22 protein-coding genes and 1 pseudogene are annotated in these 22,371 nt (G+C 71.5%); 2 read left to right on the top strand and 21 right to left on the bottom strand.

The features are described from left to right. From ACFUJR_RS29160 to ACFUJR_RS29245, 18 genes are all read right to left on the bottom strand, one after another. A complete protein-coding gene (locus ACFUJR_RS29160) occupies nucleotides 1-1,008 on the bottom strand; it encodes an enolase C-terminal domain-like protein (RefSeq protein ID WP_383171365.1) in 1,008 nt (335 codons plus the stop codon). Continuing rightward, on the bottom strand, nucleotides 1,005-2,381 hold the full coding sequence (locus ACFUJR_RS29165; RefSeq protein WP_383171368.1) for a DUF6025 family protein: 1,377 nt from the start codon (nucleotides 2,379-2,381) through the stop codon (nucleotides 1,005-1,007). The genes ACFUJR_RS29160 and ACFUJR_RS29165 overlap by 4 nt, the downstream gene beginning before the upstream one ends. Beyond that, entirely contained in the window at nucleotides 2,378-4,918 is a 2,541-nt protein-coding gene (gene acnA / locus ACFUJR_RS29170) for an aconitate hydratase AcnA (protein WP_383171371.1), read from the bottom strand. Before acnA ends, ACFUJR_RS29165 begins: the two co-directional genes overlap by 4 nt. Next, nucleotides 4,915-6,432, bottom strand: a complete 1,518-nt coding sequence (locus tag ACFUJR_RS29175) for a citrate/2-methylcitrate synthase (protein ID WP_383171374.1) — start codon at nucleotides 6,430-6,432, stop codon at nucleotides 4,915-4,917. The genes acnA and ACFUJR_RS29175 overlap by 4 nt, the downstream gene beginning before the upstream one ends. Nucleotides 6,433-6,479: 47 nt before the next feature. Then, on the bottom strand, nucleotides 6,480-8,042 hold the full coding sequence (locus ACFUJR_RS29180) for an amino acid adenylation domain-containing protein (protein ID WP_383171376.1): 1,563 nt from the start codon (nucleotides 8,040-8,042) through the stop codon (nucleotides 6,480-6,482). A 271-nt stretch (nucleotides 8,043-8,313) separates the two neighbouring features. Next, complete coding sequence (locus tag ACFUJR_RS29185; RefSeq protein ID WP_383450891.1) at nucleotides 8,314-9,534, bottom strand: MFS transporter; 1,221 nt, start codon at nucleotides 9,532-9,534, stop codon at nucleotides 8,314-8,316. A gap of 58 nt (nucleotides 9,535-9,592) precedes the next feature. After that, the gene (locus tag ACFUJR_RS29190; protein ID WP_383171382.1) at nucleotides 9,593-10,270 is read right to left on the bottom strand and encodes a response regulator; all 678 of its coding nucleotides are present in this window, start codon (nucleotides 10,268-10,270) and stop codon (nucleotides 9,593-9,595) included. Continuing rightward, nucleotides 10,267-11,109 (bottom strand): sensor histidine kinase, encoded by an 843-nt coding sequence (locus ACFUJR_RS29195; RefSeq protein WP_383171385.1) that lies wholly within the window; start codon nucleotides 11,107-11,109, stop codon nucleotides 10,267-10,269. Before ACFUJR_RS29195 ends, ACFUJR_RS29190 begins: the two co-directional genes overlap by 4 nt. A gap of 519 nt (nucleotides 11,110-11,628) precedes the next feature. Beyond that, a complete protein-coding gene (locus tag ACFUJR_RS29200; protein WP_383171388.1) occupies nucleotides 11,629-11,976 on the bottom strand; it encodes a VOC family protein in 348 nt (115 codons plus the stop codon). 420 nt (nucleotides 11,977-12,396) lie between these two features. Next, entirely contained in the window at nucleotides 12,397-12,999 is a 603-nt protein-coding gene (locus ACFUJR_RS29205) for a GNAT family N-acetyltransferase (RefSeq protein WP_383171391.1), read from the bottom strand. Next, complete coding sequence (locus tag ACFUJR_RS29210; RefSeq protein ID WP_383171394.1) at nucleotides 12,992-13,609, bottom strand: hypothetical protein; 618 nt, start codon at nucleotides 13,607-13,609, stop codon at nucleotides 12,992-12,994. The genes ACFUJR_RS29205 and ACFUJR_RS29210 overlap by 8 nt, the downstream gene beginning before the upstream one ends. Beyond that, nucleotides 13,599-14,231, bottom strand: a complete 633-nt coding sequence (locus ACFUJR_RS29215; protein WP_383171397.1) for a TetR/AcrR family transcriptional regulator — start codon at nucleotides 14,229-14,231, stop codon at nucleotides 13,599-13,601. The genes ACFUJR_RS29210 and ACFUJR_RS29215 overlap by 11 nt, the downstream gene beginning before the upstream one ends. A 220-nt stretch (nucleotides 14,232-14,451) precedes the next feature. Further along, complete coding sequence (locus ACFUJR_RS29220; protein ID WP_383171400.1) at nucleotides 14,452-14,787, bottom strand: hypothetical protein; 336 nt, start codon at nucleotides 14,785-14,787, stop codon at nucleotides 14,452-14,454. Beyond that, nucleotides 14,784-15,680 (bottom strand): hypothetical protein, encoded by an 897-nt coding sequence (locus ACFUJR_RS29225; RefSeq protein WP_383171403.1) that lies wholly within the window; start codon nucleotides 15,678-15,680, stop codon nucleotides 14,784-14,786. The genes ACFUJR_RS29220 and ACFUJR_RS29225 overlap by 4 nt, the downstream gene beginning before the upstream one ends. Then, on the bottom strand, nucleotides 15,623-16,513 hold the full coding sequence (locus tag ACFUJR_RS29230) for an ATP-binding protein (RefSeq protein ID WP_383171406.1): 891 nt from the start codon (nucleotides 16,511-16,513) through the stop codon (nucleotides 15,623-15,625). The genes ACFUJR_RS29225 and ACFUJR_RS29230 overlap by 58 nt, the downstream gene beginning before the upstream one ends. Then, on the bottom strand, nucleotides 16,407-17,531 hold the full coding sequence (locus ACFUJR_RS29235; RefSeq protein WP_383171409.1) for a hypothetical protein: 1,125 nt from the start codon (nucleotides 17,529-17,531) through the stop codon (nucleotides 16,407-16,409). The genes ACFUJR_RS29230 and ACFUJR_RS29235 overlap by 107 nt, the downstream gene beginning before the upstream one ends. A 235-nt stretch (nucleotides 17,532-17,766) precedes the next feature. Beyond that, nucleotides 17,767-18,771, bottom strand: a complete 1,005-nt coding sequence (locus tag ACFUJR_RS29240) for a hypothetical protein (RefSeq protein WP_383171412.1) — start codon at nucleotides 18,769-18,771, stop codon at nucleotides 17,767-17,769. Between the two features lie 62 nt (nucleotides 18,772-18,833). Beyond that, nucleotides 18,834-19,394 carry a hypothetical protein gene (locus ACFUJR_RS29245; RefSeq protein ID WP_383171415.1) on the bottom strand — a complete coding sequence of 187 codons (561 nt, stop codon included), beginning with the start codon at nucleotides 19,392-19,394 and terminating at the stop codon, nucleotides 18,834-18,836. A 116-nt stretch (nucleotides 19,395-19,510) separates the two neighbouring features. Between ACFUJR_RS29245 and ACFUJR_RS29250 the strand changes: the two genes are divergently transcribed. Continuing rightward, nucleotides 19,511-19,933 carry a hypothetical protein gene (locus ACFUJR_RS29250; RefSeq protein ID WP_383171418.1) on the top strand — a complete coding sequence of 141 codons (423 nt, stop codon included), beginning with the start codon at nucleotides 19,511-19,513 and terminating at the stop codon, nucleotides 19,931-19,933. 10 nt (nucleotides 19,934-19,943) lie between these two features. Here ACFUJR_RS29250 and ACFUJR_RS29255 read toward each other — a convergent pair whose 3' ends face one another. Further along, entirely contained in the window at nucleotides 19,944-20,294 is a 351-nt protein-coding gene (locus ACFUJR_RS29255) for a M48 family metalloprotease (protein ID WP_383171421.1), read from the bottom strand. A 124-nt stretch (nucleotides 20,295-20,418) separates the two neighbouring features. Beyond that, nucleotides 20,419-20,712, bottom strand: a pseudogene (locus ACFUJR_RS29260) (peptidase); the annotation flags it as partial. Here ACFUJR_RS29260 and ACFUJR_RS29265 point away from each other — a divergent pair. Then, a complete protein-coding gene (locus tag ACFUJR_RS29265; RefSeq protein WP_383171426.1) occupies nucleotides 20,693-20,839 on the top strand; it encodes a hypothetical protein in 147 nt (48 codons plus the stop codon). The pseudogene ACFUJR_RS29260 and the gene ACFUJR_RS29265 sit on opposite strands and share 20 nt — an antisense overlap. Nucleotides 20,840-21,738: 899 nt before the next feature. Here the strand turns inward: ACFUJR_RS29265 and ACFUJR_RS29270 are convergent. After that, on the bottom strand, nucleotides 21,739-22,371 hold a 633-nt coding region (locus ACFUJR_RS29270; protein WP_383450895.1), incomplete at its 5' end, for an FG-GAP-like repeat-containing protein.

Consider the following 22,371-nt stretch of genomic DNA (forward strand, 5'->3'; position numbering starts at 1 on the left):
TCAGTCCTTGTCCCAGGTGATCGGGGTCTGATGGAGGGTAGCGGCGCCGATGCCGGGGCCGGTGGGCAGGGCGAGGGCGCCGTCGTCGATCCGTATCCCGGTGAACGGGTCGTCGCGGAGGCCGACGGGGCCGTCCAGGTCGAGGTGGTCCGCGAGCGGGGCGAGCTGTGCCATGGCGGAGACGCCCAGCGCGCTCTCCACCTTGCAGCCGAGCATGGTCCGCAGACCGCAGGTCCGGGCCAGCAGGATCATGCGGTGGGCCTCGGCCAGGCCGCCGCAGGTGACGAGTTTGATGTTGACGCCGCTGACGTGTCCGCGCAGCCGCAGGACGTCCTCGGGCGTGGCGCAGTCCTCGTCGGCGAAGACCGGGACGGGTGAGTGCTCGTGGACGTGGCGCAGGTCGTCGAGACGGCCGGGGGCGACGGGCTGCTCCAGGATCTCGACATCGTGCCGGTGCAGCTCCTCCGCGACCCTGAGGGCCTGCTCGCGGTCCCACGAGCCGTTGCCGTCGACGCGGATACGTCCGGGGTAGACGGAGCGGAGGACCCCGGCGCGGCTGCCGTCGTCCCGCGGGGTGAGCTTGAGCTTGAGGACCGGCCAGTGAGCGAGCGCCCGGCCCCGGCGGACCAGTTCGTCGTCGGGGCAGGCGCCGATGGACAGCGCGGTGGGCGGTACGGGCAGGCCGCCGAGCCCCAGCAGCTGGTGCAGCGGCCGGCCGGTGGCCTTGCCGAGCAGGTCGTGCAGGGCCATGTCGACGGCCGACCGGGTCGCCGCGCCGACGTCGGGCAGCCCGTCGAGCGCCGCGCGCAGCCCGAACGGCGACGTTCCGGCGAGCGCGGGCGCGCAGGCGTCGAGTTCGGCGGGGTCGGCGTCGCGGGCGGTGCCGAGGCCTCTCAGGTCACGCCAGGTCAGCTCGACGACGCGCTGGCGCACCCGGGTGGTGACGCCCGTGTTGCTCACGAAGGGTTCGCGCAGGGCGATGACGATCTCGCGGTGGACGAGCTTCACCTGAGGACCTCCTCGAACGCGGCGACCGCCCCGCAGGCCTGACGGAACGTGAGCGCGCGGAAGCCGTCCGGTTCGACCGGTACGGCGGGCTCCCGCACGGTGCCGTCGGCCGGGACCCCGCTGCCGCCGGCGAACCGGCCGCGCAGGTACGGCGAGAGCAGCTCGGCGTGGCCCTCCAGCCAGCGCAGTGTCGTGTCGTGGGCGGCTCCGGGGTCGGCGGCCCTGAGCCGGGCGACCAGGTCGGCCAGCAGGTCGATGTCGCGGGGCGAGGTGCTGGGCGGGCACAGCATGAAGGTCTGGGCGGGCAGCAGGACGAACGCCACGGGGCGGGCGGCCTCGAAGTGCTCGACCAGCGGGTCGGTGATCGCGCGCAGGGAGCGCACGGTGGAGCGCCGGGTCAGGTAGCCGTTGCGCCGGGGCGGGCAGCCGGCCATGGCGCGCGCGCCCCAGTGCAGGTGGGTGATGAAGGGCTGCTCCGGAGGGCCGGCCGGGACGTCGGGGTGGTGCATGTCCAGGAGCGCGAACAGGACGTTGGTGAGCTGGAGGGACATCACCGGCAGCAGCGGCGGCAGTTCGGGCAGGCGGGCGATGAACGCGGCCGGGTCCACCAACGCGTGGACCGTCACCATGACCGCCTCGGCCAGGGAGCGCGCCGAGGGGTAGTACTGGTCCTCGAGCAGGTAGCCGGTGCCTTCCGGTCGCACCCGGCAGCGGGCCACCTCGCCGTCCAGGCGCACCGCCTGGCTGATCAGTTCGGCGAACGCCTGGTTGCGGCCCTGGGCTGCGGCCTCTTCCAGGAGCAGGGTGAGCATGTCGGTCACCAGGGCGGCGCGGTCGGTCAGGGCGGTGGCCCAGTGCCGGAAGCGATAGCCAGGCAGGGCCGCCATCCGCTGCTTGTGCAGGTCGACCAGGGGGACGAGATGCCCGTCCACCTCGGCCTGGACCAGAGGACAGAACAGGGGTGTGGAGCGGTCGCGGCGTACGAAGCGGGAGCCGTCCCAGGTGTGCAGCGGCAGGACCTGCCGCTTGCCCTGGTCGATGAGGGAGCCTGGCTGGTAGGCCTCGTCGCCGCCCTCGGTGTCGGCCTCGGTGCGGGTGAAGCCGTAGATCAGCGGGTAGCCGTGCCCGCCGCCGCAGACAGCCGTGTTGAAGTCCATCGGTCCGGCCCGTCCGGCCGCGATGTCCTCCCAGTTTCCGAGGTGGCCGGTGCGCGGCGGCAGCAGCGACGGGTCCTCGGCCAGCGCGTCCAGGAGGGTGCCGACGGGCAGGTCGTGGGTGCCGGCGTGGACGGGGACGAAGGTCTTCGCGGCCGCGGTGAGGGCATCGGCCTCGGCCGCCGTGCGCAGGCCCAGCGTGTCCAGGATGTGCGTCATGCCGTGTCCTCCTGCCGTGCGCCCATGGTCCGCAGCAGGTAGGGCAGGGTGCCGCCGGCCAGCAGGACGTCCCACTCGCCGGCCGACCGCACGTCCGCCCGTACGGTGAAGGCGATGCCGTCGGCCGTGACGTGGGCCTCGCCGCTCTCGCGCACCCGCCCCAGGTCGATGTCGAACTCCTCACTGCCCGTCAGGCCGAGCTCGCTCCAGCTCCGCCCGGCGGGCAGGAGCAGCGGCAGGATGCCCATGGCGCACAGGTTGGCCCGGTGGATGCGCTCGAAGTCCTCGGCGAGGACCGCGCGGACGCCGAGCAGCCAGGGCCCCTTGGCGGCCCAGTCGCGGGACGAGCCCATGCCGTAGCCGCGCCCCGCCAGGACGATCAGGGGGGTGCCGCTCCCGGTGTAGCGTCGGGCGGCGTCGTGGACGGGCAGCCGCTCACCGCTGGGCAGGTGCAGGGTGGTGCCGCCGCTGTCGCCGTCGCCCACCAGCAGGTTGCGCAGGCGCGGGTTGCTGAACGTGCCGCGGGCCATCACCTCGTGGTTGCCCCGGCGGGAGCCGTAGGAGTTGAAGTCCCGTACGCCCCTGTCCCGCAGGTACTCCCCGGCCGGGGAGGCTGCCGGGACGGCGCCGACGGGAGAGATGTGGTCGGTGCTGACATGGTCGCCGAGGGCCACCAGGGCGCGGGCCCCTCTCAGGGCGGGAAGCCCACCCTCGGAGTCCACGTAGGCCGGCGGACGGATGTAGGTGGAGGTCTCGTCCCACGCGTACACCTCGCTGTCGGGGGCGGTGATCGACTCCCACGCGGGCTGCGGCGTACGGTCGGCAGCGAACACCTCCGGGGTGACGTACCGCTCCTCCAGCTCGCGCAGCTCGCCGGCATGCGGCCACAGATCCCGCAGGTGGACGGGCCGGCCGTCACGGTCGACGCCGAGAGGCCGGCTCTCCAGGTCGGTGCGGACGTCGCCGACCAGGGCGAGTGCCACGACCAGGGCGGGTGAGGCGAGGTAGCCGGCGCGGACCTGGCTGTGGACCCGGGAGGCGAAGTTGCGGTTGCCGCTCAGTACGGCGGCCACGGTCAGGTCCCCGCGGTCGACGGCCTCGCCGACGCCTTCGTTGAGGGGGCCGCTGCCGCCGTTGCAGGTCATGCAGCCGTACCCGGCGACGTGGAAGCCGAGCGTCTCCAGGTCGGTGAGGAGCCCTGCGTCGGCCAGGTAGCGGGTGACCGCCCTGGAGCCGGGCGACAGGCTGGTCTTGACGTGGGCGGGGACGCGCAGGCCCCGCTCGACGGCCCGCTTCGCGAGCAGGCCGGCGGCGAGCATGGCCTTGGGGTTGGAGGTCGTGGTGCAGGAGGTGATGGCGGCGATGACGAGGTCACCGTCCTGGACACCGGCCTCGCTTCGCAGGCCCCGCGGGCAGAGCGCGGCCAGCGAATCCGGCAGTTGGCCCAGGGAGATGCGCTGGTCGGGGCGGCTGGGGCCGGCGACGCCCGGGCCCACCTCGCTCAGGTCGAAGGTGAGGGTCCGCCCGAAGACGGGCTCGGGGCCCTGACGGAGCAGGCGCTGCTCCCGGCAGTACTCCCGCACCCGGGACACCGCCGGCTCGTCGCGCCCGGTGCGCCGCAGGTAGCCAAGGGTCTCCTCGTCCACCGGGAAGAACGCCGACATGGCGCCGTACTCGGGGGCCATGTTGGCCACGGTGCAGCGATCGGGCGCGGAGAGTTCGTCGATGCCGGGGCCGGTGAACTCCACCATCAGGCCCTGCACGTTCTCCTCGCGGAGGCGGCGGGTCAGGGCCAGGACCACGTCGGTGGGCGAGGTCCCCGGGCTGACGGTGCCGGTCAGCCGGACCCCCACGATCGGGGGGATGCGGATCGCCTGTGCCAGGCCCAGCATCTGCGCCTCGGCCTCCAGGCCGCCGACGCCCCAGCCGAGCACGCCCAAGCCGTTGACCATGGTGGTGTGGCTGTCGGTGCCCAGGACGGTGTCCGGCATCAGGGAGCCGTCGGGGCCCTCGGCGACGACGGTGGCCAGCTGCTCCAGGTTGATCTGGTGGACGATGCCGCGCCCCGGCGGGATCACCCGCACCCCGTCGAAGACGCCTTCGGCCCACTTGAGGAACGCGTAGCGCTCGCGGTTGCGGGACATCTCCAGGGCCTCGTTCAGGCCCAGGGCGTCCGGGCGGCCCGCCCAGTCGGTCTGCACCGAGTGGTCGACGACCACGTCGACGGGGAGGGCGGGGTTGACGCGGCCGGGCTCGGCGACCCGGTCGCGCAGCACGGCCAGGTCGACCAGGAGCGGGATGCCGGTGTAGTCCTGCACCAGGATGCGGGCGGGGCGGAACGGCATCTCCAGGGCCGGGTCCTCGCCGAGCGCCAGGCGCTTGCCCAGGACCGCGGCCTGCGCGGGGTCTCCACCCCGCAGCAGCGACTCCAGCAGGACGCGGCCGGTGTACGGGAGGGCGCCGAGGTCGAAGCCGTGCTCGGCGGCGAAGTCCGGCAGCCGCGCCGGGAGGGGGGACGAGACGGACGCGGTGCTCATCGCGTGGCTCCCTCGGGGTAGGTCAGGCCGCGCGGGCCGGCGTAGGCGAGCAGCGGGCGGATCAGGACGTTGTTGGCGTGCTGCTCCAGCGCCTGGGCCACCCAGCCAGGCGTCCGTCCGACGACGAACAGGGCGACGGCCAGGTCGTCCGGCAGGCCCAGGAGACGGTAGGAGAGCCCGGCGTACAGGTCGACGTTGGCGGCGACGCCGTGCCGCTGCCATGGCCGCATCGCGGCGGCGACCGCGTCCAGGATGTCGAGGCCGGTGCGGTCGCCGCGCTCCTCGCTCAGCTCGACGACGCTGGCGCGCAGGTGGCGCACGCGAGGGTCCTCGGTGCGGTAGACGCGGTGGCCGAAGCCCATGACGGGCTCGCCCCGGCTTCGGAGGGCGGCGACGCGGGCCTCGGCGTTCTCGGGCGCGCCGACCTCGTCGACGAGTCCGATCACCCGTTCGGCGGCGCCTCCGTGCACCGAACCGGAGAAGGCGGCGATGGCGGCGGTGAGCGCCGCGGTCATGTCGGCGCGGCAGCCGACGGCGACGCGGGCGGTGAACGCGGAGGCGTTGGACCCGTGGTCGGCGTGGACGACGAAGCCCTTGTCGATGACGCGGACGGCGGCCGTCGTGGGCTCTTCGCCGAGCAGGACGGTGAGGAACGCCTCGGCGTGGCCGGCGTCCTCGCGGGGCCACTGCGGCTCACGGCCGCTGCGGAAGGCGTGGTGCGCGGCGACGATCATCGGGATGCGGGCTATGAGCTCGATCCCGGCCTCGCGGGCCTCCGCGTAGCTCTCGTCGGCGCCTGCCGCCCGGCGGGGGCCGAACGCGCCGAGCGCGGAGACGCAGGTGCGCAGTGCCTCCATCGGGTGGGCGTGCGCGAGGGACCGGACGAGGTCCAGGACCGGTGCGGGCAGGGTGCGGGCCGCGCGCAGTTGCTTGGTGAAGACCTCGAGGGCGGCCGCGTCGGGGAGGTGGCCGTGGACCAGCAGGTGGGCGACCTCCTCGAAGGAGGCGTGCTCGGCCAGGTCGTGGATGCTGTAGCCCCGGTACTCCAGGATGCCTTCGGCACCGTCGATGAGGGTGACGGCGGACTGGTCGAAGGTGACGCCCTCCAGACCCCGGTGGACGGTGCCGCCGGGCGTCGGCACGTCGGGGCTCCCGGCGACCGTGCGGGGCGCGGGGGCCGTGGATTCCGCGGTGACCGTGGAGCCTTCGGGGGCTGGGGAATCCGCGGCGCCTGGGGAGCCCGCGGTGGCCGTGGATTCCGCGGTGACCGTGGAGGCCACGGTAGCCGCGGTGTCGCTCAGGCCGTCGGCGAAGGCGCGCACCGCGCCGAGCGTGCGCAGCTCCAGCATGAGGTCGTCGTCGACCTCGACGCCGTACTCCTGTTCCAGAGCGACCATGAGCGCGACGTGGCCGAGCGAGTCCCACTCGCGGACGGACTGGTAGGCGAGATCGGCGGTGAGACGGTCCTCGGTGATTCCCAGGGTGCGGGCGACGAGCTGGTCGACTGTGCTCACGATGGCCTTTCGGGGAGCGCGGCGGGAAGGGGGCGGAGGGGCGGTGGTCACAGGTCGGTCCGGAGGAGGTCGCGCAGCGCGCCCCGGTCCGTCTTGCCGTTGCCGTTGACGGGCATCTCGGCGACCGTGTGGATCCGGGCGGGCGTCATGTACGGCGGCAGCGCGGCCTCGCAGGCCGCGGTGAGCGCCGCGGGGTCGACGTCGCCGCAGACGACGGCGGTCACGGTGTGGGTGTCGGGCCACTGAAGGGCGATCGCCTCCACTGCGCCGGCCCGCCGCAGGACGGCCTCGATCTCACCCAGTTCGACGCGGTAGCCGCCGATCTTGACCTGCTGGTCGTTGCGGCCCAGGCAGACGTAGGCGTCGTCCTGCCGGCGCACCAGGTCGCCGGTGCGGTAGTAGGTGCGGCCCTCGTACGGGAAGAACCGCTCGGCGGTGAGTTCGGGAGCCCGCCAGTAGCCGGGGGTGGTCTGCGGGCCGGCCATGCACAGCTCCCCCACCTGACCGTCCGCCACCGGGGTGCCGTCCGCGCCGATCACCAGCGGGTGCAGGCCCGGGTAGGGGCGGCCGATCGGCACGTTGTCATGGACGCAGGCCGCCGGCCCGGTCACCGGGTCCCAGCGGTGCACCGTGCAGGCGATGGTCAGCTCGGTGGGTCCGTACAGGTTCTCCACGACCGACTGCGGGGCGGCCGCCTGCCACGCCTCGGCGGTCTCGCGGGGCAGCGCCTCGCCGCAGAACAGGCTCCAGCGCAGCGTGGGCATCGTCCCGGGGCGCAGCACCCCGCGCCGCCGCAGGACGGCGGCGACGGACGGCACGGAGAACCAGACGGTGATGCCGTTGCGTTCCAGGTACTTGAACGGCGACAGCAGCTCGATGGGGTCCATCGAGCACAGCCGGGCCCCGTTCTCCCAGGCCATGAAGAGGTCGAAGACCGACAGGTCGAAGGTCTGGTCGAAGGTCTGCGTCAGCCGGTCCTCGGGGGTGAGGCGGTAGCGCTCCTGGTTGGCGTCGAGGAACGCGCGGACGTTGCCGTGGGTGACGGGCACGCCCTTGGGCGTGCCGGTGCTGCCGGAGGTGAACAGCAGATAGGCGATGTCCTCGGGCGCGACCAGGGGGAGTTCCTCCAGCGGCGCGGCGACGGCCAGGTCCCGGGAGTCCAGGACCCGTACGTCGCCCAGCTCCCCGGCCTGGGCCCGCTCGACGTCGGGGAGGAGCACGACCGGCTTGCGCGGCAGGCCCCGCAGCAGGTCGGCGAGGCCGGGCAGGGAGGCCGCGTCCACGACGATCGCGTCGACGTCGGCGCGCTCCAGCATCGAGCGGGTCCGCTCGGCCGGGAACCTGCGGTTCAGCGGGACGAACGCGGCGCCCGCGCACAGCGCGGCGGCGACCCCCAGGTAGGAGGCCTCGCTGCGATGGGCGAAGACCCCGACCCGGGCGGGCCGGCCACCCGCGGCCTCGACCAGCAGGGCGGCCCAGCGGCGCGCCGTGGTCGCGGCCTCGGCGTAGCTGTACGCACGGCGCCCCAGGCTCAACGCGATGCGGTCCGGCTGGACGAGCGCGTGCTTCAGGAGCCCGGCGCCCAGGCGTACGTCCGATGCTGTGGTCATGTCTGTCCGAACTCGTCGACGGCGGATTGCGCACGAAGCTAGCGACGGCCCCGGGGTTCGGTCCCGGTTGTGCGCACTGCCGCGCTAAACATCCTTGGCCGGTAAAAGCGTGTTCTGCTCGTTTCCCCCGCGGGCCTGCGGAGGGCCTGTCCGGCGGGCCGGGGAGCGCCTTCTCCGTGGGGCGGCGGCCGTCGGCAGAAGACGCGAAGACGACGTGCCCCGGGTGGGGGCACGTCGCCGTGGGACGTACGGGTATACCGCGGAGGCGCGCTCAGACGGTGGCGGGGTCCTTCGCAGGGGTCCTCCTGCGGGCGCCGAAGGCCACGACCGCAGGAACGGCGGCGCCCAGCACCGCGTAGGCCACGGCAAGGACGACCCAGCCGATGGCACCGTGGCCGATGATCAGCCAGGTGAGGACGGCGGGGGCGAACATCTTGCCGATGTCCCCGCCCATCTTGTATGTGCCCTGGTACTGGCCCTGCGCGTGGTCGGGCGCCAGGTCGAAGACGATGGTCCAGCTGCCCGCCGCCTGCCGGATCTCCCCGAGCGCGTGCAGCAGCGCGCCGACGCCCAGCAGCACGCAGGCCGCGATGACCTCCGCGCCGTCGGTGAGGGCGAAGAGCAGGCAGGCGCCCGCCACGCAGCCGGCGCCCTGGAGGCTCGCGAAGGACGCGGACCTCGGGTCCCGGACGCCGCGCGCGGCCCGGGTCTGGAGGGCCACCACCAGCACGGTGTTCAGCAGCAGCAGCGCCGCGCTCGTCCAACGCGGCACATCCGTGTGGTGGACGACCCACAGAGGCAGGACGAGGTCGAGCAGCAGGGCGTGGGTGACGAGGGCGCCGTCCAGAACGGTGAACGCCAGGAAAGGGGTGTCCCGCAGCACCGAGAAGGCCGCGCCCGGCGAGGCGGGCGCAGGGGGCACCGCCCGCTCCTTGAGCGTGAGCAGTCCCGTGACCAGGAAGCAGAGGGCGGTGAAGAGCACGGCGCTCTGGTAGCCGGCACGTTCGTCCCACACCAGGACGAGGCCGGCCAGACAGGCGCCGACCGCCAGGGTCGCGTTGACCGCGGCTCGGATGTACGCCATGACGTGCACCCGGTCCTCCCGGGGCACGTTGGCCGCGATCATCGCCTTGCGGGCGTTGTTGCCGGCCCGGTAGGCGAGCCCCTGCACGGAGGTGACGATCAGGTACGACCAGAAGCCCTCTGCCGCGACCAGGGCCGCGGTCAGCGGAGCCAGGGCGAGGAACGACCACAGCTGTACGGTGCGCGGTCCCGCGCGGTCGGCGAGGTGACCCAGCGGGATGCTGGACATCAGGACGAGGACGGCGGCGACGCCCAGGGCGATGCCCAGCTCGCCGGGTGACAGGCCGACGACCGTCACCGCGTAGATGGCGCTCAGAGCCATCCACAGTCCCTGCCCCAGGCTCATCACCATGGTGATGAGCGTCAGCATCCGGGTGGGACCGGGCTCGGGGAGAATTCGTATCGGCACTATCGGATTCCTGTCGCGTGGTCGAGGCCAGGAGCCAGGGGCCCGGGACGGGTCCGGCTCACGCCCGGGAGTAGAGGTGCTCGGGCCGGCCGCTGGTGCCGTACTTGAGGGTGAGCCGCAGCCGCCCGCTGTCGGCGAGGAACTTCAGGTACCGCTGCGCGGTCGAGCGGCTGATCCGCGTCAGCTCGGACACCTCCTGGGCGGTCAGCTGGCGCCGGGCCCCGTGCTCCTCGACCACGCGCGAGACGAGGTCCGCGGTGCGGTCGGAGAATCCTTTGGGCAGGTCCCGCCCCGCGTCCGGAGTGCACAGGCCGCCCAGGGACCTGTCGACGGCGTCCTGGTCCATCTCCGCGGTGTCGTCGAACGCGGTGCGCGTCCGGGCGTACGACTCCAGCCTCTCGCGGAGGCTCTCGGAGGTGAACGGCTTGACGAGGTAGTGCAGGACCCCCGCGCGGCGGGCCGCTCGGACGGATGCGGGTCTGCGGTCGGCGGTGACCATGACGATGTCGACGTCCAGGTCCAGGCTGCGAATGCGGCGGGCGACGGACAGGCCGCTCTCGTTGGGGAGGTGCTGGTCGAGCAGGATGAGGTCGATGCCGCCGCGCTCGACGGCCGCAAGGGCGGGAGCCGCGCCGTGGGCGATTCCCGCCACTCGGAAGCCGGGTGTCTCGGACACGTAGTGGGCGTTGATCTTCGCCACGTAGAAGTCGTCGTCCACGACGAGCACGTTGATCACCGGTCCTCCCGCAGCCGCCTCGACGGGCCCGCGTCCGCCTGGCATGGCGACACGCGCCGACGGGCCCCCTGGTGCTGCTCGGCGGCGCGCATCCGGACGGCGAAGACGGCGCCGCCGCCCTCCCGGCCCCTCACCTCGACCGATCCGCTCCGCGCCTCGGCGACGGCACGCACCAGCGCGAGGCCGATACCCCGGGGGCGGGCGGGCGAGGCCGGTTTCGTCGAGGAGCCCCGCTCGAAGACCCAGCCGTACAAGTGGGGCGCCACACCGGGCCCGTTGTCGTGCACGGAGAGATCGACGGTGCCCCGGTCGTACCGGAGGACGGCCTCGACGCGGGGCTCCGGCCGTCCGGTGCCGGCGACGGCGTCCAGGGCGTTGTCGACGAGGTTGCCGAAGACGGCGCCGATCTCCCCCGCCCCCTCCAGGCCGTCGGGCAGCCAGGAGGCGGGGCCGAGCCGGAAGTCCACGCCGCGCTCGGCCGCGGCTATCAGCTTGCCCACCGCCTGGGCGCGGACAAGGGGGTCACCGATCCGGCGCGTGATCGCCTCGACCGTGGCGAGCGGCACCCCGTTGGAGGTCGCGAAGGCGTCCGCCCGCTCCTCCGCGAACCGGGCGAGCACCTGGAGGCCCCTCAACGTGTGCAGTGTGTTCCGTCGTTCGTGCCGCCGCACATCGGCGTCGGCCAGATGACGGGCGCTCTGGAAGCTGTCGAGCCAAGCTCGCTCCGCCGCGGTGGGAAGCGCGGTCACGGTGCCGTTCACGTCGCCGAGAGGGACGGGCGGCCGTCTCGCCGCCCGGAGCTGCGGGACAGTCGCGTGCAACGGGCTGTGGTGGGTCATGACGGGCTTTCCGTGGTCCGGGCACCTACTGAGGGTGACTCATTGGACCTGATTACACCGAGCACTTCAAGTAAAAAGATCACCTTCCGGCGGAGGCCTTCCTTCCCCTTAGGGCACTCGACACATCGGCCTCTCCTCGTGGCGTGAAGCCTTGATCAGAGGCGCAGTTGAGCCCACGGCGGGGAAGAGACCCTGCGTCAAACGGAGTTCCGCGCGGGGCGGTGCGCATCGCGACGGGACCGGGCGCCGGCCACGGACCATCCCGGACGAGGCCGATCACGCCCGCCACCGCAGGAGGCTCGGCGCCCGCGCGGCCGTCCGCCGAAGTCCGACAGGACCGGCAAGACCGGCTATGGGGAACGCCGTGCGGTGGAGTGCGGCATCAACCGCCTCGAGAGGCACCGGGCCGTGGCCACACAACCACGAGAGACCCGCCGTCCGCTACGAAGCAACCACCTTGGTCGCAGCCGTCAACGGGCGGCTGTGAGCAGCACGTTCACCCGGGCGCGTGAGAGACCGTCAGCGGTGGCCCAGCACGTTGACCACCCGTCCGCCGGGGTCACGGACAAAGAACCGCCGCACACCCCACTCCTCATCCTGCAAGGGGTGAACGATCTCCGCGCCGCTCTCCCGCATGACCGCGTAAGCCGCATCCACGTCGTCCACCTCGACGCTCATGTCGGGAGAGACAGGCGCGGTCTTGTCGCTGGTCATGACGCTGATCTGCGCTGCCGGGCTGGACGGGGAAGCGAGCGTCATGATCCAGCCGTGGTTCATGACCTCCTCGAAGCCCAGCAGGCCATAGAACTCCCGGCTCTCCTGCGCAGCCTCTGACTGGATGTTGGGCACGACACGGCGAACGGCCATCGACACTCCACCTCAGAACAACAACATGTCTCTCTGTCTCACCAGAAGTACTACGCCGTGACCGCCACTGCACAGACTTCCGACACACGCCCCGGGCCGGCCACCGTCGCACCCCCTCGCAGACCTGGATCGTCTGCCTGTCTCGGGCGGATGCCGTCGTCTGGGCAGCTGCTCGGCTCATCGCCGTCGGCGAACAGGAGGAAACCGAGCAGTGGCACCGCGCCAGGGCCGGTGGCGCCGGTGGCGGGTGTCGACATCAGGAAATCGATCCGCGGCGGATCCGTCTGCAGGCCCGAGCCGCGAGCACTCCGGCACGCGTGGATGCGTGGATGCGTGCCGGCGCCACCAGGACCACCGGCCTCGCAGGCCCCGCATTCCTGCCACGGGATCGAGCGGGACGGGCATGAGAGTGCTGATCGGTCAGGCGATACCCGGTCTCGCCATCGCCGTGACGTCCAGCCGCCCCAGCACCGTCCGCTGCAGATCGGTGAAGCCGAAGCGGCGGTAGAAGGGCACGTTCGCGGGGTCGGCCGTAGTCAGGAAGAAGCCCGCAGGGGCCTCCGTGGCCGCGAGCACATGGTCCAGGAGGAACCGTCCAGCGCCGTGCCCCGCGATGTCGGGCCGGACCCCGATGAACTCCAGCGTCCACGCGCCTGCCGGGGTCGCGGCTTCACTCCGGTGCAGATAGCGCAACGTCCTCCACAAGGCGGGCGGGCCGCACCGCATGCCCGTCCGTGCCGCCCAGACCGCACGGACTGACGCCTTGGGCACCGCCCCTGACGGCGTGAGGACCGCCGAGGCGACCGGCTGACCGCCTGGAGTCGTGAGCAGGTACCGGAGGGCACCGGGGAGTGTGGCGTGGGCCCGCAGGGTGGCTTCGAACCAGTGGGTCCGTACAGTCTCCGAGGCACCGCAGATCCACGAGACGCCGGGCTCGCAGGCAAAGGCGACAGCCAGGGTGCGGGCGCAGGCGGCGGGATCCGGGTTCGACTCGATCCTCCACTTCCGGGCGCCCTCAGACACGGTGCCTCCTCTCCAGCGGCGCCTCCGGGACGAGATGACAGACGAGCAGCTTCAGGAAGAACAGCGGTGCGAACCAACCGAGTGCGGCAGGAACCTCCAGCCAGAACAGATTGACCAGGACAGCGGCCATCAGGGCCGCCATCGACACAGGCCGCTTGAGGTGCAGCGGCGCGAACTCCACGACGGCCGCTCCGGCGAGCAGCAGCGCACCGTTGGCCAGCGTCCAACGCCAGTCACCCGACAGGACGACAAATCCCATGGCCGTGAGGTGGATCAGGTGCGCGGCGACGAACAGCAACCGCGCCCGTCTGGCCCCGGGAGCCGGGCGGTGATACCAGCGTTTCGCCGCGTTGGTCGCGTTGGTGAGCACTCCGCCGATGAGATCCAGTCCCGCCAGGGCCACCACGACGATCTGCACTCCCGACAACTCGTGCCAGGCCCCCGAGGTCCACACCCCGAAGGCCAGGAGCAGGCCGCAGCCGACGAGGCCGGCGATCTCCACCCCCGACTCGGAGCGTGACTTGCCCGGCCCCATGAACCGCTCCACACGGCCCGCGATCCCGGGCGGGGTCGCGGGTATGTCCCAGACGATCTTCAGGTCAGTGCGCATCGGTGTCCCCCTCGTCGAAGACTGACGTGGTCTCGCTCCACAGACCGCGCAGCAGCCCCCACAGCTGTGCGCTCTCATCACCTTCCACCGGGCCTGCGGGCGTGGGCGAAGCCTTCATGCGTGCGAGCGCCCACGCGTCGGCGGCCTGAACGACCGCCGCCGTCACCGTCACCAGCAGCCCGTGATCCACGTCGGTACGGATGACGCCCAACCTCTGGCCGTTCGAGACCAGGTCGTCGAACCACTCCAGCCACGGCCGCTCACGCGTGTTCGCGATGGCCGCGCCGGCGAGGGCCAGATCGTCCGGGTGGTCTCGCAGATGGGCCGCGAGTGCGCCGGCGCTCGCGTCGAGGCGGGACCAGAACGCCGCCTCCTCGTGCACCGCGACCCAGGGGCCAAGGGCGCCGAGCAGTCGTCCGAGCACGCCGTCGAGCACGGCGGAGAGCAGGTCCTCCCGACCGTCGAAGTAGTGGTAGGCCGCGGTCTTCGAGAACCCCGCGGCCTCGATGATCTTGTTGTAGGAGGCGGCCTCGACACCGTGGTCGGCGAAATGGCGGCGCGCCACGCCGAGGATCAGTTCCTGACGTTCGACGGGGAGGCGATCGAATCGAGGTAGAGGCATGTACGCATACTACGCACCAGTGGGGTGCACCACCAGTACACCCCACTGGTTTACCGCACGGCGAGGACTACGGAGAGGCGGGCCGAGCGTGTCGCGGTCCGCACAGCTCACAGCACCGCCAGGAAGACTCCTCGGGGCGGGTGCCACCGGTCAGACACGCGGCCGGAAGCCCCTGGACCTCGCGCCGAGGATCCCAAGCCGTTCACGCCCGACCGGGCCCTCACGACTCGAGTTCCTCGACCGGCACACGCCCGGCTTCGTCTATCAGCCCTTCGGCCCGCGCTGCCTGCTTCCTGGCCTCGACGGTGTCCCCGGCGTCGCCGGCGTCCTCACTGTCGGCGTCGGCGTTCGCTCGTTCCGCCGTCGCGTCGGGGTCTTCAGGCTCCACCGGCTCCGCGAAGTCGTCCGGCGCGGAGTCGCAGGAATGGTCGTCGGCGTCCGCTTCCGTCACGTCCTGCGGCTCCTCCGGCTCCCCGACGGGCTCCGGGATGTACGGCAGTTCGGAGGACGAGGGAGTATCCGCCCCATTGGTCTCGACTGTGTCGAGCTCGCTCACCGTGTCTCCCCCGTGGACTGTTGCGGCAGCACCGGCTTGCGAGGTCTGCGGTCGAAACACGCCAGCGTGCGGGCGAATCGCCTGGCCCAGTCCTCCGACGGGTCCGCGCAGCCCACCACCTTCTCCAGCACCGACGGGGAGTACCGCCCGTGGTAGTACTGCCGCGTCTTCGTCCCCTTCCGAGCCTTCCACCGCGGCTCGCCGACCTGGCAGGGGTCGTGTCCGTCGAGCTGAGCCCGCATCACCCACGCCACGTGCTCGGCCAGCCCGGCGGGCGAGGCCGGGGCACCTGCACGGCTGTGGACCGCGCGGTCCACAGCCTGGCCGATCGCGCACTCCACCATGCGCCGGTCCGTGGACCAGTAGGCGGCGAGGGAACGCCGCATGGCCTCTCCAGGAAGCGGAGTGGTCCAGCCCAGCAGATGGGATGCCACGGTCATCTCGGCCCAGAGCGTGATCCGCAGCTCGTCCTGCTCGTTCAGGCGTTGCGCGGTGCGCAGCTGCCGAAGCGTGCACGGGGCCGCGGCGCAGTCCGGACCGCACGCGCGGCTCCGCGGCGCGCTCATCGGTGCCGGGGAGGCCGGGCGGATGGCCGCGGCCTCCTCGCGGGCCGTACCGTCCTGCATGCGGACCAGGATCGGATAGTCCATGCCGTCGGTGAACACGGCCGCCTCACCCGGCTTGAGCGTGACCAGGTACTCCGACTGCGCCTCGGTGATGTTCATGGTGGCGCCGACGGCCTCGCGGTCGTCCTGTGCCGGAAGACGGTGGACGACCTTGGCGGCGGTGTTCTTGATGACGTCGGGCACGAGCTTGCTGGGGATCTGGTCGGCGATCACCAACCCCTCGCCGTAGGCCCGGATCTCGGCGAGCAGGCCGGCGAACATCTCCACGCATGCGAACTCGCCCCGCCCTCCTCGGAGCGCCGCAGCAGCCTGTGGGCTTCCTCGAAGACCGTCAGGTGACGCAGGGGGAAGGAGAGCCGTCGCGTCGTGCGCTGTTCCATCCGCAGGTACTCGACGAGCCGGATCAGGATCGTGCCCATCAGGGACGCCTTGTCCTCGTCGTCGCCGACATCCTCGATCTCGAAGACGACGTTGCGCTTGAGGAGTTCGGCGAAGTCGAGGGGGTGGCCGCCCTCCAGGAACCGTCCTGTGGTCCCGAGCCGGAGGCCGGCGAGCCGGATCTTGATGAAGCCCTGGACGTTGTCGGTGATCTCCTTGCCGTACCCGATCTCCGACACGACCTGAAGGGCCGTGTGTTCCAGGTCCTCGAGCGTCGGGTAGCGCGGCTCGGTCCCCGGGACGCGCGGTTCACCCAGGGTGAGGTCCCAGCCCAGGTCCTCGTAGCACCGGGTCAGCGCCGCACTCAGCACCTGCGGGAACGGTTCCTGCGGGTCGAAGGAGGCGAGGAAGAGCGCGCGGACCATGTCCAGGTGCGTCTGCAGGGGGAAGTGCTCACCGCCCGGGTAGCGCGACGGTTCCAGGGGGTTCAGGCCGGCGGGGAGCGCTTCGCGGTCCTCGGGCCTGATGACGATGACCTCGTCCGTGTCCCCCAGCCGTGCGGACATGAACCGGTACTCCGCCTTGGCCGGTTCGACGACCAGCCACGGCAGTCGCTCACGCGTGGCGGCTTCGAGCAGGCCACGGACCGTCTGGGACTTGCCACCGCCTGTCGCCCCGCAGACGAACGTGTGCCGGTTGAGCGTGGAGCGGGGCAGGTCCATCGCCCACGGGGCTCCGGTTCCGGTCCAGGATCGCGCCCAGCCGGATCGGGGCGGTGGCCGGGGGCGTGCGCAGGACCGAGTTCTCCGGGGTGACGTCGAACTCGGGGCGGAGTGCGAAACGTACGCCGGGAATCTCCTGGGAAGGAGGGCGGGCAACGGCAGCCATCAGCTCCGAACTCGCGTGGAAGGGATGGCCCACGGGCTCCGGCATGGACGCACCGAGCAGGGTCGCCAGGTCGCCTCCCCGCCCCGTCGGCCTGAGAGCGTACGGCGGCCCTTCAAGGTCCGTCGACGCGCAGAGCAGAGCCGCGACCCGTTGCGCGTCCGCTGCGGTCGCGGCGCCGGCCAGGATACGCGCCCGCCAGAGGCCGGTGGCCTCCGCCCTGGTCAACTCCTTGTGCCGGTGCTCCAGACGAGCACGCTCCAGGCCGTATTCGGGGGAGCTCTCCGCCTTGGACTGCGCTCTGCGCTGACGATCGGCGGTGTCACCGATCATCTCGTCGAGTTCCTCCGGAGCCACCGGGTCGGCGACGACCAGCCAGGCGAACGACTCCTGCCACACGCCGAGAAGGCTGTCCTCGAGGGTGGGGCGGACCGGGGACGTTCCCCGTCCCCGGGGTTCGTCCTCGACCAGCAGACCGTCGGCGACTCCGGCGACGGCGGTCCAGTACGGGAAGCGCGCCATGGCCTCGGCAAACGCCCCGGGCGGCGTACGACGGGCACGCGCACCGGCCGGGAGCCTGAGCAACACCGTCTCGGGATCGGCGGCGTCGTCGCTTCCGACGAGGGACGAGCCGCCGAGGTGGACATCGACCGAACGTGCGGCCGACGGACGGGACCAGCTGAGCAGGACAGGCCCCGGGGGCGGGACGGCCGCCCCCGGCCTCGTCGGGGTGGTGGCGTGACACGCGGAGACGAGGGCGGCGAGTCGCTGGGCGCGCAGATGGTCGTCCTGGTCTACGGGCCGGGAGGAGTCCGGCCTCGGGCGTGGCATCTCGGTCAACCGATAGGTCGGCATGTCCAGGATCGGGTGTGCTGCCGCATACTCCGGAGCGGTCCCCGTTCCGGTCTCCGTCCCGGAGCCGGCCCCTGTCCACATCACGATCGTCCACCCGAGCCGGAAGACGCCCCCATCAGGCGCAGTCGGTGCTCGTTCTGCCTGGCCGGCACAGTTCCCCCATGATTCGACCTCGAGGCCGTATCAGGCCTCCTGGTGTTCGCAGCCGGGTGCACGAGGTGCAGCCGTGCGGCCTCTAACGCCGCGGTGCCTGGGGTGGCCAGGAGCCCGGAGGCTGCGGAGCGGTCCCTTGCGGCCATGGCCAGGCCGGAGGTTGAGGCTGTGCGCCCGGCTGGACGCCGTACGCACCGTACGGACCGTTCGCACCATACGAATCGTTCGCGGTCGGCTGTGGCTCGTGCACCGGGTACGCGGGCACCTCGGGTGGCAGGGCAGGGGTCGGCCGATCCGGACCATCCGTCGGCTGCTGCGGCGACACTGCGGCGTTCGGCGGCAGTGGCAGAGCGGCCAAGGGCTGATTGCTGAACCGTTCGAGCTTCACGATGTTCGGGTTGCACACGGCAGTCCGCGTGCTGACGGATCCGTCCGGGCCGCGCTCCACGAAGACGAGGCTGAATTCCGCGAGCGCCTGCAACTGCGTCGGTTCCAGAACGTATTCGTACACCCGCTGGGTCGTCGTCCCGTCGCTCGTGCTGACGGTCGTGCCTTCGGTGCGTGAGGTCGACTCGTTGGTACCGAACGTCCTGGTCGTGCTCCGGTTGTCCGACTCCGTGTAGCTGCCGCCCTCGCTGGACCCGCTGGTCGTACTGCTCGGGAATCCGGGCCCGCCGCTGTAGGAGCTGGAGGAGCTTGTTCCCCAGTTGGAACCCCACGAACGGGAGAAGCCCTCCGTCACGGCGGTGGAGGTGGAGGTCCCCTTTGTGACGGACACCGAGCTGTTGACGCTCTCACCGCGGGTGTCGGTGAGGGAGTGCAGGATGAAGCGGTGGTCCCGACCGAGGAAGTCGGCTGCCACACCGGCTTCCTGGTGGTTCCCGAGCCGCATGAACGCCACGGCGCCGCCACCGATCATGTCGCGTGCGGTCTCCCGCAGATGCGCGTGCATGACGGTCAGCTGCGCGCCGCGCCACTCGCAGACCCTCGCGAGCTGTTCCAGATGGCGCCGCTGCACCTCATGCTCCCCGAGGGCCACCACGACGGCCGGTGCCTGCTCGTCGAGCGTGGAGAGGCGACGCGCCACGCTGAGGATGGCGAGGTCGGTGAGGAGTTCGATGCTGGCGCTGCCCGTCGTACGGTCGAGGCTCAGGCACGTGAGGTAGCCGGGCCGCGACCCGCGCGCTCGCTGCCGAGCTGCGCCAGCGGCTGGACGAACGACTCCAGCCTCAGCGGGTTCTCGCGTATCTGGTCCTTGTTCTTGTCCGTGAGCAGGTCGTCGGCGATGCGGTTGCGTTCCGCACGGGTCAGCGAGCCGCTGTCGTCGAGATCGCCGAGCAGTGCCCGCAGGCCGGCGGCGATCCTCGCCGGAGTGACGCCCTCGCCGAGGGCGTCACAGAGCCGGTTGAGGATCCGGCTGTCCATGCTGCGGCTCGCACGCGTGGCCTCCGCCGTGTCCCCGTAGACGGCCTCGCCGAGCGCGTCGACGAGTTCGTCCGGCCGCAGGCCGTCGAGGATGCTGCTCTCCGTCTGCCGGCTCGGCAGTAGCTGTACGTCGACGGGGGCGCCCATCTGCGCCGTCAGGACCGACAGCTCCCGGCAGATCTGGGCCTGTGTGAGGTCCAGGACGATCAGCGGGCGCTCGCGCAGCGTCGACGCTCCGAAGACGGTGAGGAAGCCTTCCCGGCTGCGCCGGGATCCGCCGAACACGTCGAGTCGCGGGTTTCCCCCCTCGATCGCCAGGGGCCCCAGAGATCCAGTCCGCGAATGCGCTGGTCCTCGGTGTACTCGAAATGGGCCTTGGCATGGGTCCATGCGGCGGACTCGTGCTGGTACCGCTGGGCAAGCTCGTGGCGGACCTGTTCGACCTTCTGGTCGGCCGTGGTCGCCGCGCCGCCGGAGAGGGTGTGGACAAGAACGGCGCCCACGGCGGCGAAGGCCGCGAGCACCAGTCCGATCGTGTCGGCGAAGATCGAGACAACCAGGAAGAAGGCGGTGAGACCGCCGCCGACCTTCAGCGCGGTTCCCTTGCGATCCGCGGTGTCGAGGCGAGCAGCCCGTGCCCTGTTCAGCAGCATCTCGGGTACGTCGAGAGGGACGGGCGCGGGCTGGGTGAACGCGTGGCGGTGGGCTTCCGCGTCACGGTAGACCCAGCCGATTCGCTGTCCCGGGTCGAACAGCCGGACCAGCGGATCCGCATCCACACGTGTTTCGTCGGGTTGGACGGTCATGACATGGACTCCTGGTAGGGCACGTTGCTCAGCCGGCTGCCGCGGCGAACTTCTCCAGTTCGCGGATGCGCTGGTGCATCGGGGGGTGCGTCGCCATGAGGCGGGCGAGAAGCTTGTCGTCCGCTCGGGCGGAATCTGCACCCTGTTCCTGCCAGCCGCTCAGCACGGCGTGCAGCTGCGGGCCATAGCCGAGTTCAGCGGCCGTTCGGTCGGCGCGCAGTTCGGCCGCGCGTCCGGCCCACGCGAGCAGGTAGGGCGTCACGAGCACCACCAGCACCGGCGGAAACGCAACGGTGATACCGATCACCGCGGCCACGAACACGAGACCGACCAGACAGCCGAGGATGGGGACGAACTGGGCAGCGATCAGGACCACCATCAGCACCCACCGAGCCAGGAACATCGCGAACCTGCCCGGGGCCGTACCACTGGCCGAGCAGACCGGCCCAGGCGTGCCCACCGCGATGGTGGCCGAACTCGTGCGCAAGGACCGCCGCGAGCTGGTCCGGCTCAAGACAGGTCAGCGACCACCGGGTCACACCCACCATGTGACCGGCCGCGGCAGCAGCGTTGATCTCGTCCCTGTCCTCGATCCACAGTTCGTACGACGGCTTGGCGATGTTCGCCCTGTGCATGACGTCGTCCCACAGCGGGCGGAGCGCTGCGAGCTCCGCTCCGGTCGGTTCGCGCCACCGTAGGAGCGTCTTCGCGAACAGCCGCTCGGCGGGACGGAGGAAGACGACCGCACCGGAAGCCAGCCAGACGACGATGAGGGCGATGTCGACCCCGGCAGGCATCAACGCGGACAGCAGCAACACGACCAAGGCGCTGCCGACGAAGTTCGGCAGCATCAGCAGCAGGGTCGTCAAGGCCGTCGCGTCGGCCCGCCGGCGGACCTGGTGGACGTCCGCGCAGATGTCATGACCGCTCGTGTACGCCGGTGTCGGGGGCGGCGACACAGGCGCGTGAGCAGGCGGGTAACCGGGGGCGGTGGCCGGCACGTGGGGGTGCGGCTGGGGTGCCTGTTGGGGCTGGGGTTGGAACTGCGGCTGCGGCGGGGGTGCCTGAGCGGCGTATCCGCCCTGGTGGTGCGGCTGTTGCGGCGCGAACCCGGGTTGCGGAGCGAACCCCTCGGTGTACGGCGCGTATGCCCCGTGCTGCCCGTACGCCCCATGGTGCCCGTACTGCCCGTACTGAGGTGGCTGTTGCGGAGGGTATCCAGGCTGGGTCTGGGGCTGGGAAGGGAAGCCCTGATGTGACTGCCCCTGCCCTGCGGGCTGCTGCGGCATGTGGGGCGGCGGCAGGTGCGGCAGCGGACCGTATCCCCCTTGCTGGGGTGGCGGCTGGGGCGGGAGTTGCTGCGGCCTCTCGCTCGACGCGTACGGATCCGTCGGGTGACTCACCAGGGTTTCCCTTTCAAGGCCGCGGCAGGACTCCAGATCAACTGGCCGCTTGTACGAGGGCCTCGGACAACTCCGTGCGCGAGGGAAGGGAGGACGGACCCGTTGAGTCCCGCCCCCGTCCCCCGGTAATGACAGTAGTCGCACTGACATTCGAATAGGCACCCATCGTTGTCCATTCGAATGGATCTTGTCCACTCGCATAGTTGACCGATGGTCAGGTGATGCGTCTCCGTGGCGGTGGGGCCAGGCCCCCGCGGAACTCATCCGGGGTGAGGTCGGTGGACTTCTCACCCGCCGGGGCCGGCACCGCGACCTCGACGAGGGGGGGCGACGGGCGCCGTACGTCAGATCCTCATGGAGAGACCAGGCACGACCAGGGCCGGGCCGCTCGGTGGCGGCCGGCCCTGGTCGGCAGGCGTCCTACCAGTCGCCGAGGACCAGGCGTCCGCCGACGTTGCCGAGGTTGTAGGAGCCGCCGGTGTACCAGACACCGTCGTAGTCGTTGCCGTTCAGGAACGTGTAGAGACCCCACGTACCGTCGTTGTACTGGTACCCCATGACGACGTCGTCCTTACCGTCACCGTTGGTGTCACCCGCCGCCATCCGGTCGCCGACGTTCGAGAGCGAGAAGCTGCCGGAGTCGTAGTCGCTCGCGCGCTTGAAAGCGCTGCCCGTGGACGTCCAGCGGTAGATCCGCATGGTGCCGTCGCCCTGGTCGTACGCCACGGCCGGCTCGGCCTTGCCGTCACCGTTCCAGTCACCGAGGACCAGCCGTCCGCCGGCCCTGCCGAGGTCGAATGCGCCGCCGGTGTACCAGACACCGTCGTAGTCGTTGCCGTTCAGGAACGTGTAGAGACCCCACGTACCGTCGTTGTACTGGTACCCCATGACGACATCGTCCTTGCCGTCGGCGTTGGTGTCACCCGCCGCCATGCGGTTGCCGACGTTGGAGAGATGGAAGCTGCCGGAGTCGTAGTCGCTCGCGCGCTTGAAAGCGCTGCCCGTGGACGTCCAGCGGTAGATCCGCATGGTGCCGTCGCCCTGGTCGTACGC

Origin of the sequence: Streptomyces sp. NPDC057271, from assembly GCF_042668715.1 — a bacterium.
In the GTDB taxonomy this organism is placed as follows: domain Bacteria; phylum Actinomycetota; class Actinomycetes; order Streptomycetales; family Streptomycetaceae; genus Streptomyces.